Below are 13,066 nucleotides of genomic sequence, written 5' to 3'. Positions count from 1 at the left end.
CGCCATTTTTCGTGTCCACAACGCCGACCCTCCGTTTGGACAGGTGCCGGACTGACCTGCCGTGCGGACCTGGTGTCCCGGCCGGGCGGAATGCCGCGCGAGGCGTTTCGGCGCGCGGTTTCGCCTCGTAGCGTCCCGGTATCCAGCTCAGCGCGGAGAGAGGATCACACTGCCATGCAGGTCGACGAGCTACTCAAACCGTTCCCGATCAAGGAGTTCCACCCGTTCCCCCGCGCCCTGCTCGGCCCAGGCGCGCACGAGTTGATCGGACCGGAGGCACTCAAGCTCGGGTTCAAGCGGACGCTGGTGATGACCAGCGGGCTGCGCGGGTCGGACATCGTGCACAAGATCACCGAGTCGATGAAGTACCACGGGTTGGAGGTGGTGCTCTACGACAAGGTGGAGTCCAACCCCAAGGACTACAACGTCATGGACGCGGTGGCGCTGTACCAGGAGAACAAGTGCGACAGCTTCGTCTCCATCGGCGGCGGCTCCTCGCACGACGCGTGCAAGGGCGCGCGGATCTCGGTGGCGCACGACGGCAGGAACGTCAACGAGTTCGAGGGCTTCAACAAGTCCGAGAATCCCAAGAACCCGCCGCACATCGCGGTGTCCACAACGGCCGGAACCGGGTCGGAGACGTCGTGGGCGTATGTCATCACCGATACCACCACCGACCCGGACAACCCGCACAAGTACGTGGTCTTCGACGACACCTCGGTCACGACGCTGGCCGTCGACGACCCGGTGCTGTACTACGACTGCCCGCTCGACTACACCGCGCAGTGCGGCTTCGACGTGCTCGCGCACGCCTCCGAACCGTACGTCTCCCGGCTGAACTTCCAGCCGTCGCTGGGCAACGCGCTGCACGCCATCAAGCTCACCGCCGAACATCTGCGTCAGGCGACGTGGAACCCGCTCGACCTGTCCGGCAGGGAGGGCATGATGTACGCGCAGTACATCGCCGCGCAGGCGTTCAACTCCGGCGGGTTGGGCATCGTTCACTCGATCTCGCACGCCGTTAGCGCCTTCTACGACACCCACCACGGGCTCAACAACGCGATCGCGCTGCCGAGGGTGTGGGCGTTCAACATGCCGGTGGCCTACCGTCGGTTCGCCGAGATCGCGCAGGCGATGGGCGTTGACACCCACGGCATGACCGATGTGCGGGCCGCCGACGCGGCGCTGGCCGCGGCGATCCGGCTGCTGCGTGATGTCGGCATCCCGGAGCGGTTCGTGGACGTCAAGCAGGACACCTACTCCAAGAACCGGCTCGGCACCGGTCCGACCAAGTTCTACGAGAACGCCAAGGAGATCAAGGGCGGCGCCGAGGACGCCGACCGGATCACCAGGCACGTACTCGGTGACGCGTGCACGCCGGGCAACGCGAAGGAGTGCACGTTCGAGACCGTCCGGCCGGTCGTCGAGCACTGCCTCACCGGCGATCTGGACGACCTGCTCAGCTAGCCGGTCCCCGGACCCGTGGGGTGGCGGCACGGTCCAGGGGGCACCTGCCGCCACCCCACGCACCACGGTAGGAAGGAGCTCGCGTGTCTGCCAGTACTCCCCCGTTCGGTTCGGTGGACGAGGTGTTGACGGCGCTGGCCGAGCAGGGCTATCTGGCCGATACCCGCATGGCGACCACCGTCTTCTTGCTGACCCGGCTGGAGAAGCCACTCCTGCTGGAGGGACCCGCCGGCGTCGGCAAGACCGAGCTGGCCAAGGTGCTCGCCGCCGCGACGGGGCGCAGGCTGCTGCGGTTGCAGTGCTACGAGGGACAGGACGACACCAAGGCCCTGTACGAGTGGGACTACGGCAAGCAGCTGCTGTACACCCAGCTGCTGCGCGACAAGATCGGCCAGATCGTCGAGGACGCGGCGGACATCGCCGAAGCCGTCGACCGGATCGGCGCACAGGACAGCGCGTTCTTCTCCGAGCGGTTCCTCGCACGCAGGCCGCTGCTGGAGGCGGTGTGCTCGCCGGAGCCGGTGGTGCTCCTCGTGGACGAGATCGACAGGGCCGACGAGGCGCTGGAGGCCGTGCTGCTGGAGATGCTCGGCGAGTTCCAGGTGTCGATTCCGGAGATCGGCACGTTCACACCGCAGCAGCGGCCGTACGTCGTGCTGACCTCGAACAACACCCGGGACCTCGCCGCCGCGCTGAAACGACGCTGCCTGCACCTGTTCCTCGACTACCCACTGGCGCAGCGCGAGCTGGACATCGTGCGCGGCAAGGACACCGGACTAGCCGACGCGGCCGCCCGGCAGCTCGTCGAGGTCGTTCGCGGGCTGCGTGAGCTGGATATGCGCAAGGCACCGAGCATCTCCGAGACCATCGACTGGGCCCGCACCCTCGCCGTCCTGGGCGTGCGGGAACTGTCGGCCCCGGTGCTCGCCGACACGGTCTCGGTCGTCGTCAAGTACGACAAGGACCTGGCCAAGGCGCTGGACGCGCTGCCCCGGCTGGTCGACCCCAACGCCGAGGTTCCCGATTCGCTCTCCAACGGCCACGAACAAGGGCACGGCCACGGCCATGGGCACGGCCACAGCCACAGCCACGGCCACGGGCACGACACCGACGGGCGTGAGGTCCGCGCCGCCAAGGACCAACCGGGCCGGTTCGACGACGGCTACTACGGCAGTCCGAGCGCGGGCAGGTCCGGTGGATTCACGCCGAGGACGCCGGGCGCGGGCCAGGGCGGCCGGTCCTTCGCCCGGCGACGCGCGTTCTAGGTAGGCAGCAGATGGAATCCTCCATCCACCGGTTCACGCGGCTGCTGCGGCTGCGGGGAATCCGGATCTCGGTGTCGGAGATCGTCGACGCGGTCCGGGCGGCGGCGGAGCCGGGGATTCTGTCCCACCGGGAGCGGCTACGGGCGGCGCTGCGCGTGGCGCTGGTGAAGGATCACCGCGACGAGCCGGCGTTCGACGAGGTCTTCGACGCGTTCTTCGGCCTGGTGCGCATCGGGGCCGAACAGCACGGGCACGGCCACGGTCATGGCCACGACGACCTCACCGACACCGGGGAGCTGGAGCGGTTCACGCTGTCCGACGAGCCCGGCCGGACCCCGGAGCAGGGTCACGAGCACGGCAAGCCCTCCGACATCCGCGACTACTTCGATCCCGACGACCTGGCGCAGCGGTACAACCTTCACCAGGAGGCCAACAAGATCGACATGTCCGCGTTGACCGAGGAGATCGTGTTCTCCCAGGAGGAGGCCGACGGTGCCGACGCCGAGTACCGGGTGCGGCTGGAGACGACCCGCCTGCACGGTGCGGGTGCCCCGGGGCAACTCGCCGGGCAGAGCCAGACCAAGGTGGACGCTGAGTTGACGCTCGCCGAGCAGGACGCGCTGCTGCGGTGGCTGGACGGTTCGGCAGACACCGAAGGCCAAGGAGACGAGGGCGACGCGGCCGCGCTGCGCGGGCGGCTGGCCGGGGTGCTGCAGAACCTGCCCGAGGCCCTCAAGCGGCATGTCGAGAAGCTGCTGGAGCTGGAAACCACGCTGGTCGAGCAGCGTGAGCGGGAACGCTTCGACATCGACGGTTCAGCCGAGCGTGATCGTGCGGAACTGGAAGACTCGTTGCGGCGGCTGGCCCGCACGTTCCGTGGCGCGCTCAACCCGAGACGGCGCGTCGGCGCGCGGGGCCGGATCGACGCGGGCCGCACGATGCGCACGAACATGGCGTACGACGCGGTCCCCTTCCGTCCCGTCACGATGCGCCGGGTCGAGGACCGGCCACGCCTTGTCGTGCTGGCCGACGTGAGCCTGTCGGTACGTGCCACGGCATGGTTCACGCTGCATGTCGTGCACGGCCTGCAGAACCTGTTCGCGCAGGTGCGTTCGTTCGCGTTCGTCGCGCAGGTCGCCGAGGTGACGGAACTGCTCGCCGAGGCACCTCCCGAGCAGGCGCTGCGAACCGTCCTCGCGGGCTCGTTGCTCGACGTCGACGCCAACTCCGACTACGGCGCGGTGTTCGGCGAGTTTCTCGCCGAGCACGCAGGCGCGGTCACCCGCCGCACCACGATACTGGTGCTGGGCGACGGCAGGGGCAACGGCAACGACCCCAACCTTCCCGCGTTCGCCGAGCTCACCAGGCGGGCGAGGGAAACGGTGTGGTTGACGCCGGAGCCGCGCTACTCGTGGCGGCTCGGCCGGTGCGACCTGCCGCTCTACGCCGAGCACTGTGACCGCATCCGGGTGGTTCGCGACCTGTCCGGACTGTCGAGGATGGCCGACGAAGCCGGCGCCCAAGCCGTGCGGCGATGAGGCGGGCAGCCGCACCGCCACCCGGGCCGTAGTCAGATCAGTCCCAGCTTGCTCGCTTCGAAGACGGCCTCCGTGCGGCTGGACGCGCCCAGCTTGCGCATGATGTTTCGGACGTGGAACTTCGCCGTCGTCTCGGAGATGAACAGCCTGCCACCGATGTCCTTGTTGGACAGTCCGTGCGCGAGCAGCTCCAGCACGCCGCGTTCCCGTTCGGTCAGTGGCGGGTCCGCCGAGACGGTTCTGATCGAGCGCACCATGGCTGAGGCCGAGCGGGAGTCGAACGCGCTCTCCTCGCGTGCCACGGCGCGGATCGAGGACAGCAACCCGCTGGTGTCCACGTCCTTGATGACGTACCCGCGAGCGCCACGGTGGATGGCCTCGACGACGAGGGCGTCGTCGAGGAACGTCGTCAGCACCAGCACGCCCAGTTCCGGAAACCGGGTCGTCAGCTCGGTGCACACGTCGAGCCCCTCGGTTTCCGAGCCGGTGGACAGTTTCAGGTCCAGCAGTACGATGTCGGGGCGGCTGCGCTCCACCACCGCGCGCGCCTCGGCCGCGCTGCTGGCTTCCCCCACCACACTCATGTCGTGCTCGCGGTCCAGGATGAACCGCAGGCCCTGCCTGACGACGGGATGGTCGTCGACCAGGACGATCCTCAGTTGCCCTCGCTGCTGTGGCTTCACCACGGCATCCGTCGCGCCTTTCATCGACCACTCTCTCCTTCTGCCGCCGTGGGAAGCGGCAGCTGCACGACAAGCATGATCCCGCCGATGCGGGACTTACGGATGGCAAGGCTGCCACCGAGTTGTTCCGCGCGGGCACGCATGTTCGCGAGGCCACGGTGGCAACCCGCGAGGTCGGTGGCCGAGGTGAGCCGCAGGCTACGGCGAAGTTGCGCCGGATCGCCGTCGCCGTCGTCCGAAATAGACAGAACGAGCCTTTCGTCGCGGTAGCGCAGCCGGACCAGCGCCCTGCTCGCGTTGGTGTGCATCGCCGTGTTGAACAGGGCCTCCCCGGTGATCCTGATGAGGGCATGCTCGGCCTCACCCGGTAACGGCACGGGCTGCCCGCCGACCCGGACGGTCACGGTCAGGTCCGTCGGCAGGTGGACGGTGGACAGTCGCTTCAGCAGTGTTGGAAGCGAGCCGGGGGATTCCTCGGCGGTGTTGTGCAGCGCGTAGATCGCGGCGCGGAGCCGCTCCACGGCGTGCCGGGTGAGGTCCTTGGCATCGGCGAGCCGCCCGGTGATGCCCGCGAACTCGGGGCCGGCCTCGGCCAGTTCGGCACGGCAGATCTCGATCGTCATCCCCGCCGACAGCACCTCCTGCGTGACGCTGTCGTGCAGTTCCCGCGCGATCCGGTGCCGCTCGTCGTCGAGCGCTTGCCGCTGCATCGCGCCGATCAGCCGTTGTTGCGTGCTCTGCAACTCGGCGCTGCGCGCGGCGAGGTCCCGTGCCTGTTGCGCGGCCTCCTCGGAGAGCCGCTCGGTGCGGCCACGCAGCCGCATGGTGGCGTGCAGCAGGAACGAGTTGTGCAGTGCGACGGCTGCCTGGTTGGCGAGTACCCGAAGTACGGCGAGGTCGGTGTCGGCGGGCTCGATGTCGCGGCCCGGCCGACCGGCTATCCCGCCGACCGGCTCCCCGTCCAGGGTCATCGCCACGCGCACCTCGTCGGCCACGGGACGCTCGGCCTCCCACGGCCGGCACCGCAGCGTCTCCAGCGCGGCCCGTGCGTGCGCCGGGATGGCCTCCTCGCTGGCCAGCAACCGTCCCCTGGCCAGCAGCAGGAACCTCGGTCTCGCGGCGGGCAGCACGCCGTCGGCGATCGCGAACAGCAGCCAGTCGGCGTGCAGATGGTCCGCCGCCGCGCGCACCACCGCCTCGACGAGCGCGCTGGGGCCCTCTGCGGTGCGAACGAGCGCGCGGGATATCCGGTCGAGCGCGCCGATGGCGCGTTCCAGCCGCTGCGAGGAGCGGACGTATTCGGGGTAGAACGACCGCTTGCCGGACCGCACGCCGGTCAGGGCACCGATGTATGCCGCGCCTCGCCCGTTTTCCGCGCTCTGCGCCGATGTCACGACAGCCAGCCCCTACATCGCCCGCCGCAGCAACGCCTCGACCTCGGCGACATCGGCCTCCCGCGGGTTGGTCGCCAGGCACGCGTCCTTGAGCGTGTTGCGTGCCAGCGTCGGAATATCGGCCTCGCTCACGCCGAGCTTCGACAGCCCACGCGGCACCCCGACGGTGTCGGCGAGTTGGCGGACGTGAGCGGCCAGTTCGTCGGCGACCTCGGCGCCGGGCCTGCCGTTGGCGGTGTCGATCCCGATCGCCGCGGCGATCGGGACGTACCGTTGCGGCTCCACCGCCGCGTTGAACCGGATGGCGTGCGGTAACAGGACCCCGTTGAGTACGCCGTGCGGGATGTCGAGCAGCCCGCCGACCTGGTGGCTCATGGCGTGGGTGATGCCGAGAATCGCGTTGGTGAAGGCCATCCCGGCCTGCAGCGCCGCCTGCGCCATTGCCGTGCGTGGCGCGGCCGCCCTCGGCCGCAGCATGGTCTCCAGCAGGTGTTCCGTGATGAGGCGGGCCGAATGCAGTGCGTGCTGGTCGGTGAGCGGATTGTGCGCCCGCGAGGTGAAGGACTCGATCGCGTGGGTCAGCGCGTCCAGGCCCGTCGCCGCGTTCAACTCGTCCGGCATCGTGATCAGCAGGCGCGGGTCGACGATCGAGATCTCGGGCACCAACGTCCTGCTGATGATGGTGATCTTGGTGTGTTCGGTGGTGTCGGTGATCACCGCGAACTGCGACACGTCCGCACCCGTCCCCGAGGTCGACGGCGCCATGACCAGCGGGGGGATCGGCTGCACGACCTTGTCGACACCCGCGTAGCCGAGGATCGTGCCACCGTTGCTCGCCAGGATGGCGACCCCTTTCGCGGCGTCGATGCACGAGCCTCCGCCGACCGCGACGATCACATCCGCACCGCTTTCGACGTAGTGCACATAAGCGTCGGTGACCTCGTGGTCCTTGGGGTTGGGGGTGACGCCGTGCCAGGTCACCGGTGACAGCCCGGCCAGGCGCAGGTGGCCCTGTGCCTCCGCCACCCAGCCTGCCTCGATGATCCCGGGGTCGGTAACCAGGAACGGCTGTCGCGCGCCGACCCGCCGCGCCGCGTGCCCGAGTTCGGCCAGCGCGCCCGGCCCGAACACCACTTCGGGGATGTGGAACTTGGCGAGGTCGCAGGCCCGCTCTCCGCTGGCCGGGGTCGGCTCCTGCGGCCCGAGCAGCTCGTCGTCGGGCGCGACCAGCTCCCGCCTCGGCCCCTGCGTTCGGGCAGGCAGCGGTCTCGCGGCGAGCGCCAATCCGGTCGCGGCTCCCGGTGACTGTGGAAGGTCGGTCAGTCGTACCACAGCGGCCCACCTCGCTTCCTCGCGTCGGCGCGCTCCAAGGTACCTCTCCCCTGCCTGGTCGGTCACCGTTCGGCCCGGCGGCGGCCACCTACCCGATCGGACAGGTCATGGGTCTGGGGTTCTCCGCGGCAACCGTCGCGGGCTGCCACTGATCGATCACCAGCACCTCGGTGCCCGGGAACGTCCTCGACGTCGCGGGTGGCCGAGCCGGTGACGTGGCGGCAGCGGATCGGCGCGACCCGCGCGTCAGCGTGCTCGCGGGCCGACCCTCGCGCTCCTGGCACACCACGATCTCGGCATGGTATTCGGTGGCAGGGTCACCGAAGGGCAGCACATCCGTGCCTGCTCGCGTTGCTTCCGGGGCCGCACGCCGTGGTCGTGAAGCCGTCAGGAATCGAGAAGCGCCGGTCAGCGGGCCGCGCCTAGCGTTCGCGGCATGACTTCCATCGAAACCATCACCCTCGAGGTGGCCGACCCCTCGGTCGCCGAGCGCTTCTACGCCACCGCCTTCGGGCTGCGCACCCAGCTGCGGCTGCGGGCCTCGCAGGAACCGACGAGCGGCTTCCGCGGCTTCACCCTTTCACTCACCACCGCCCAACCCGCCGATGTCAACGCCCTGATCGACGCCGCCCTCGACGGCGGGGCGACGGTGCTCAAGCCGGTGAAGAAGTCGTTCTGGGGCTACGGCGGGGTGGTCGAGGCACCGGACGGAACGGTCTGGAAGGTCGCGACGTCGGCGAAGAAGGACACCGGCCCGGCAACCCGGCGGTTCGACAGCATCGTGGCTCTGCTGGGAGTCGCCGACGTGGCGGCGAGCAAGCAGTTCTACCTCGACCGAGGGCTCACCGTCGCGAAGAGCTTCGGCCGCATGTACGTCGAGTTCGCCACCGGTTCCGGCCCCGTCAAGCTGGCCCTGTACCGGCGCCGTGCCCTCGCCAAGGATGCGGGTGTCTCGCCCGAGGGCACCGGATCGCACCGGATCACGCTCGGTGGTGCGGCCGAGCCGTTCACCGACCCGGACGGCTTCGCCTGGGAACCCACCGGTGCGGTGGTGTCCTGATGTGTGGTTACCGCCTGCCCGGCATGGTCGCCGCACTCCCCCGCGACGACGCCGAGCCACGAACCCCCGACCGGGACGATCCCGCACTCGCGCTCGACGAAGCGCACCCCGCCGACACCACGGCCAAGGAGAGGACACCGCGATGAGCCGAGGCAAGAGCACCGCAACCGTCGGGTTCACGGCCGAAGAACGCACCGCGATGAAGGAACACGCGCAGGAACTGAAACGGCAGGCGCGTCGCGGTTCGCGGGCGGACAAGGCGGCCGAGGCCGAGCGCGCCGTCCTCGCCAAGATCGCCGAGATGCCGGAGGCCGACCGGATCATGGCCGAGCGCGTGCACGCCGTCGTCAAGGCCGAGGCGCCGATGCTGGCGCCGAAACTGTGGTACGGCATGCCCGCCTACGCACGCGAAGGCAAGGTTGTCTGCTTCTTCCAGGGCGCGGACAAGTTCAAGGCGCGCTACGCCACGCTCGGGTTCAACGATCCGGCGAAGCTGGACGACGGCTCGATGTGGGCCACGGCGTTCGCTCTCACCGAGGTGACGGCCGAGGTCGAGACGCGTATCGCTGCCCTCGTCCGCGAGGCGGTCGGCTGAAGCGGTCGTCGGCGGCCTGCGCCCCTGGGACCACCCCCTGGGTCCTGTTCGGACTGTGCCGTCGAGCGGTTCGGGTGCCGACCGGGCCGGCCAGGCAGGATTGCCGGTCACGTCCTGCTGATCTCCCGCCAGGTTTGTCCGATCTAGGTTAGTACTAGATCTCATAGTGGACAAGATCGGCGGCGTTACTCTACTGTGACCCGCGGACCGGCGGGGCGGTCATGCGAGAAACGTCGACATCACAGGGAGATCAGCACTCGTGACCGCACACCACGGCCGTATCGCCGCCACCAGGACCGCTGTGACCGCGATGGCGCTGGCGATCGCCCTGGCCCCGTTCCCAGCCGACGCTCAACCGCAGGGCGACACCTCGGACGCCATGGAGCGCTACCAGGAACTCGGGGCGCAGGCAGCCGATGCCGAGGAGGACCTGTCCGAGGCCGAGGACGCGCTGGCACGCAGGCAGCGGGAACTGGACAAGGCCAATGCGGCGCTGGCCGAGGCGCACCGGGCACTGCGGCAGGCGCAGCGGGCGGAGGCGGCGTTTCGGGACGAAGCCGACAGCCTCGCCGCCGCCAGCCTTCGCAACGGCCGCATCGCGCGGTGGTCGGCGATACTGACCAACGAGTCCAGCCGAGAGTTCCTGGACAAGATGTCGGCGCTGGGCGTGCTCGCGAACAACGACGCCGAGACCCTCGACCGGCTCAGCGGCATCAGGGCGCGGGCCAATGCCGCGCGAGCCGACGCGGCGCGAGCGAGGCAGCGAGCTGAAACGGCCACGGCCGAGGCCGAACGTGCCGTGCGCGACCTCGAGAACCGCAAGGCCAGGCTGGACGCGCAGATCGAGCAGGTCCGGTCGGCGCTGGCCGACCTCAGCTCAACCGAGCGGACAGCGCTGGGCACGGTCCAGGACACCGGCAGTTACCTCGGTCCTCCCGGCGCGGCCAACGACGCACTACAGGCCGCGCTGTCCCGCCGCGGTTCCGAGTACGAGTGGGGCGCCACCGGACCGAACGAGTTCGACTGCTCCGGCCTCACCTCGTGGTCCTACGCGCAGGCGGGCATCACGATCCCCCGCACCAGCCGCCAGCAATGGGGTGCGGGCAAACCGGTTTCCCTCGACGCCCTGCTTCCCGGAGACCTGCTGTTCTACGACGACGGGACCGGCGACCCCAGCGCCATTCACCACGTCGGGATGTACGTCGGTGACGGCAAGATGGTCGACGCACCGACCGAGGGGCAACTCGTCGACGTGCGGTCGATGGAGGGTGACGGGCACCTCATCGGTGCCCGCCGCATCGTCGGCTGAGCACGGTCGTCGCCTGCCGACAGCCGTCCAGGAGGCCCCGCATCCGAGACCGACATCCCCGATAGCGATATGGGCCCAACGGGTCAATCCCACGACCGTGCCGAACACGACCTGCTCGGGCCACCGCCGTGTGAACCGGACACTCGCTCGTCGGAGCGGGCTGCGTGCTCGTGCTGCGCCTGCTGCACCGTAGCCGCCGGCTCGCCGACGAGCCGCCGTCGCGTAGGCGCGGATCGATCCAGGGAGTCCTGATGCCTCACGGCAGGCAGTCGATGCGCCAGCAGCGCGGTCCCGACACGTCACTATCCTGATCGACGTGATGACCACGCGCAGCGAAGTGCCACAATGGCTGCTGCTGTGCGTGCTCGTTCTCGCGGTGCTCGGCATGCACAGCGTCATGTCGACCTCACACGAACCCGCGACCAGCAAGACACCCGTGATCGCGGGGATGGCCGGCGAAGCGCCGGTGAGCGTCGAGCAGCCCCTTCCTGATCCACTACCAGAGCAAGGCAGTCACGGCCTGCTGAACCTCTGCCTTGCCGTGCTCGCCGCCGGTGCGGTGCTCGTACTGGCCCGGATGCTCGGCGAAGGGCTGCGCACCTGGGGTGGCTTGGACGTCGTCGAACGCGCTTGCGATGCGTTCGTCGTTCGACGCCGGTTCCCGGGACCCGCCGGGCGAAGGCTGCTCGCGACCGTCTGCATTCTGCGCATCTAGACGATCACTCTTCGCATTGCTTCGGCTACGAAGAGCTCCCCAGATTCATTCGTCAACGCAGAGCAGAAGGACACACCGATGAAGAAGATCCTCATCGGGGCGGGCACGGCTGCCGTTCTCGCCCTCGCCACGGCCTGTGCCGGCAACGGTGACACACCCTCCGCCGACACGAACCCGGCCACCACGTCGGCCGCAACGCAGCAAAGTAGTCACAACGACAGCGACATCATGTTCGCCCAGCAGATGATCCCGCACCACGAGCAAGCGGTGGACATGGCCGAAGCGGCTCTTCGTCGCGCCACCAACCCGACCGTCAAGGACCTCGCCAAGCGGATCAAGGGTGCCCAGGACCCCGAGATTCAACAGCTGAAAGGCATGCTGAAGAAGTGGGGCGCTGCCGCAGGGTCCGACATGGAGGGAATGGACCACGGCTCGATGTCGGAGCCCGGGATGATGTCCGACCAGGAACTGGCGCGGCTGGAGCAGGCCGGCGGCTCCGAGTTCGACGTCATGTGGACGCAGCTGATGATCGAGCATCACCAGGGCGCGATCGAGATGGCCAAGGCGGAGCTGCGCGAGGGCAGTGACGCCGAGGCCAAGGCGCTCGCCCGGCGCATCGTCGATGCTCAGGAAGCGGAGATCCGCGAGATGACGGGCCTCCTACCGCAGTGACCGGGCCTCGGGCGGGGGCGCAGCGCAGACTCGCCCCCGCCCGAGCGCGCGGTTCCTCACGGCGCTACCTGGCACACTCGGCTGAGCATCGACGACGTCCAAGATCAGTCCGGTGACGCCAATGGCGGTCAAGCGGGTCGATCGAGCCTCCCCACGGCACCGTGACGCGCCGTCGGTGATCACAGGAAAGAGCGAACTGCTGCCTGCGGGTTCCGCGCCGATCGGCAGCCGAAACAGGCGCGGTCAGCTCTTGTCCCGCAGGATCGCCACATCGCTGACCAGGCGGATGTGCTCACCCATCGCCTCGGCGGCTCCGCCGGCGTCACCAGCACGGATCGCTTCGGCGATCCTGCGGTGACTGGCCAGCGACTGTCGCGGCCGGTCCGGCTGCGACAGCGACTCGATCCGGCTCTCCTTGATAGCCGAGGAGATCTCCGTCATCAGATCGGCCAGCAGCGCCGACCTGGCCGCCGCCGTCACCGCCCGGTGGAACCGCTCATCACCTTCGAGGCCACGATCCCCGCGCTCCACATCGGCCTCCATCCGCTCGAGGGCTCGGTCGATGGCGACCAGATCGTCCTCGGTGCGACGCTGCGCGGCCAGCGCGGCCAGCTTGACCTCGAGCGCCTCGCGAGCCTCGATCACCTCCTGCAGCCGACGGGTGTGGGCCTTGGCCGCGGACAGCACGGCCGAGGTGGAACGGTTCTCCAGCAGCACGGCGCCCTCGCCCTGACGGACCTCGACCAGGCCCTGCACCTCCAGCACGACCAGCGCCTGCCGAACCGACGCTCGGCTGACCCCGAGGCTGGACGCGAGTTCCCGCTCCGGCGGGAGCCGCTGGCCCGGCCGAAGGTCGAGCTCGTCCACGAGTGCGAGCAGGCGCTCCACGAGCTGCTCGTACAACCGGGACCGCTGCACGGGACGCAGTGCTCGCGCTCTCGGTTCCGGGGCTACTTGGTCCATTTCCTCCTTGACCACCGGGCTCCCTTCGGACAGGCGGCCCGCGAGAGGGCGCTCACCACGTTCTTGACAGCCA

At 69.3% G+C, this 13,066-nt stretch carries 13 protein-coding genes; 9 read left to right on the top strand and 4 right to left on the bottom strand.

Annotated features, from left to right (window positions below):
• The first annotated feature begins 174 nt into the window (after positions 1 to 174).
• The 3 genes from mdo (at position 175) to SACMADRAFT_RS11855 (ending at position 4,270) form a co-directional block, all read left to right on the top strand.
• Complete coding sequence (mdo, locus tag SACMADRAFT_RS11865; protein ID WP_009154061.1) at positions 175 to 1,467, top strand: NDMA-dependent methanol dehydrogenase; 1,293 nt, start codon at positions 175 to 177, stop codon at positions 1,465 to 1,467.
• 83 nt (positions 1,468 to 1,550) lie between these two features.
• The gene (locus SACMADRAFT_RS11860) at positions 1,551 to 2,732 is read left to right on the top strand and encodes an AAA family ATPase (RefSeq protein ID WP_009154060.1); all 1,182 of its coding nucleotides are present in this window, start codon (positions 1,551 to 1,553) and stop codon (positions 2,730 to 2,732) included.
• 11 nt (positions 2,733 to 2,743) lie between these two features.
• Positions 2,744 to 4,270 (top strand): VWA domain-containing protein, encoded by a 1,527-nt coding sequence (locus SACMADRAFT_RS11855; RefSeq protein ID WP_009154059.1) that lies wholly within the window; start codon positions 2,744 to 2,746, stop codon positions 4,268 to 4,270.
• Positions 4,271 to 4,302: 32 nt separating this feature from the next.
• Here the strand turns inward: SACMADRAFT_RS11855 and SACMADRAFT_RS11850 are convergent, their stop codons facing one another.
• Genes SACMADRAFT_RS11850 through SACMADRAFT_RS11840 form a run of 3 tightly spaced genes read right to left on the bottom strand, consistent with a single transcriptional unit; the run spans position 4,303 to position 7,679 of the window.
• Positions 4,303 to 4,977, bottom strand: a complete 675-nt coding sequence (locus SACMADRAFT_RS11850) for a MadR family response regulator transcription factor (RefSeq protein ID WP_009154058.1) — start codon at positions 4,975 to 4,977, stop codon at positions 4,303 to 4,305.
• Positions 4,974 to 6,347 carry a MadS family sensor histidine kinase gene (locus tag SACMADRAFT_RS11845; RefSeq protein WP_009154057.1) on the bottom strand — a complete coding sequence of 458 codons (1,374 nt, stop codon included), beginning with the start codon at positions 6,345 to 6,347 and terminating at the stop codon, positions 4,974 to 4,976. Before SACMADRAFT_RS11845 ends, SACMADRAFT_RS11850 begins: the two co-directional genes overlap by 4 nt.
• Positions 6,348 to 6,359: 12 nt before the next feature.
• A complete protein-coding gene (locus SACMADRAFT_RS11840; RefSeq protein WP_009154056.1) occupies positions 6,360 to 7,679 on the bottom strand; it encodes an iron-containing alcohol dehydrogenase in 1,320 nt (439 codons plus the stop codon).
• A 436-nt stretch (positions 7,680 to 8,115) separates the two neighbouring features.
• On the opposite strand from SACMADRAFT_RS11840, the gene SACMADRAFT_RS11830 reads away from it, so the two are divergent.
• From SACMADRAFT_RS11830 to SACMADRAFT_RS11810, 6 genes are all read left to right on the top strand, one after another.
• Positions 8,116 to 8,739 (top strand): VOC family protein, encoded by a 624-nt coding sequence (locus SACMADRAFT_RS11830; RefSeq protein WP_009154054.1) that lies wholly within the window; start codon positions 8,116 to 8,118, stop codon positions 8,737 to 8,739.
• Positions 8,739 to 8,885, top strand: coding sequence for a hypothetical protein (locus SACMADRAFT_RS29915; protein ID WP_009154053.1), 147 nt, complete (start codon positions 8,739 to 8,741; stop codon positions 8,883 to 8,885). Before SACMADRAFT_RS11830 ends, SACMADRAFT_RS29915 begins: the two co-directional genes overlap by 1 nt.
• The gene (locus tag SACMADRAFT_RS11825; RefSeq protein ID WP_009154052.1) at positions 8,882 to 9,334 is read left to right on the top strand and encodes an iron chaperone; all 453 of its coding nucleotides are present in this window, start codon (positions 8,882 to 8,884) and stop codon (positions 9,332 to 9,334) included. The genes SACMADRAFT_RS29915 and SACMADRAFT_RS11825 overlap by 4 nt, the downstream gene beginning before the upstream one ends.
• A 259-nt stretch (positions 9,335 to 9,593) precedes the next feature.
• Positions 9,594 to 10,643, top strand: a complete 1,050-nt coding sequence (locus tag SACMADRAFT_RS31175; RefSeq protein ID WP_009154051.1) for a C40 family peptidase — start codon at positions 9,594 to 9,596, stop codon at positions 10,641 to 10,643.
• 319 nt (positions 10,644 to 10,962) lie between these two features.
• On the top strand, positions 10,963 to 11,358 hold the full coding sequence (locus SACMADRAFT_RS11815) for a hypothetical protein (protein ID WP_009154050.1): 396 nt from the start codon (positions 10,963 to 10,965) through the stop codon (positions 11,356 to 11,358).
• A gap of 78 nt (positions 11,359 to 11,436) precedes the next feature.
• Positions 11,437 to 12,030 carry a DUF305 domain-containing protein gene (locus tag SACMADRAFT_RS11810; RefSeq protein ID WP_009154049.1) on the top strand — a complete coding sequence of 198 codons (594 nt, stop codon included), beginning with the start codon at positions 11,437 to 11,439 and terminating at the stop codon, positions 12,028 to 12,030.
• Positions 12,031 to 12,273: 243 nt separating this feature from the next.
• Here the strand turns inward: SACMADRAFT_RS11810 and SACMADRAFT_RS11805 are convergent, their stop codons facing one another.
• Positions 12,274 to 12,993 carry a FadR/GntR family transcriptional regulator gene (locus tag SACMADRAFT_RS11805; protein WP_009154048.1) on the bottom strand — a complete coding sequence of 240 codons (720 nt, stop codon included), beginning with the start codon at positions 12,991 to 12,993 and terminating at the stop codon, positions 12,274 to 12,276.
• Between the last annotated feature and the right edge of the window lie 73 nt (positions 12,994 to 13,066).

The organism is Saccharomonospora marina XMU15, from assembly GCF_000244955.1.
In the GTDB taxonomy this organism is placed as follows: Bacteria; Actinomycetota; Actinomycetes; order Mycobacteriales; family Pseudonocardiaceae; genus Saccharomonospora_A; species Saccharomonospora_A marina.
Note: the sequence above shows the minus strand (reverse complement) of the source record. Positions and strands in the feature narration are given on the sequence as shown.

Excerpts from the sequence above, each read along its gene's own strand:
- mdo (WP_009154061.1), top strand. The coding sequence starts at position 175 with ATGCAGGTCGACGAGCTACTCAAACCGTTCCCGATCAAGGAGTTCCAC.
- SACMADRAFT_RS11855 (WP_009154059.1), top strand. The coding sequence starts at position 2,744 with ATGGAATCCTCCATCCACCGGTTCACGCGGCTGCTGCGGCTGCGGGGA.
- SACMADRAFT_RS11850 (WP_009154058.1), bottom strand. The coding sequence starts at position 4,977 with ATGAAAGGCGCGACGGATGCCGTGGTGAAGCCACAGCAGCGAGGGCAA.
- SACMADRAFT_RS11830 (WP_009154054.1), top strand. The coding sequence starts at position 8,116 with ATGACTTCCATCGAAACCATCACCCTCGAGGTGGCCGACCCCTCGGTC.
- SACMADRAFT_RS29915 (WP_009154053.1), top strand. The coding sequence starts at position 8,739 with ATGTGTGGTTACCGCCTGCCCGGCATGGTCGCCGCACTCCCCCGCGAC.
- SACMADRAFT_RS11825 (WP_009154052.1), top strand. The coding sequence starts at position 8,882 with ATGAGCCGAGGCAAGAGCACCGCAACCGTCGGGTTCACGGCCGAAGAA.
- SACMADRAFT_RS11815 (WP_009154050.1), top strand. The coding sequence starts at position 10,963 with ATGACCACGCGCAGCGAAGTGCCACAATGGCTGCTGCTGTGCGTGCTC.
- SACMADRAFT_RS11810 (WP_009154049.1), top strand. The coding sequence starts at position 11,437 with ATGAAGAAGATCCTCATCGGGGCGGGCACGGCTGCCGTTCTCGCCCTC.
- SACMADRAFT_RS11805 (WP_009154048.1), bottom strand. The coding sequence starts at position 12,993 with ATGGACCAAGTAGCCCCGGAACCGAGAGCGCGAGCACTGCGTCCCGTG.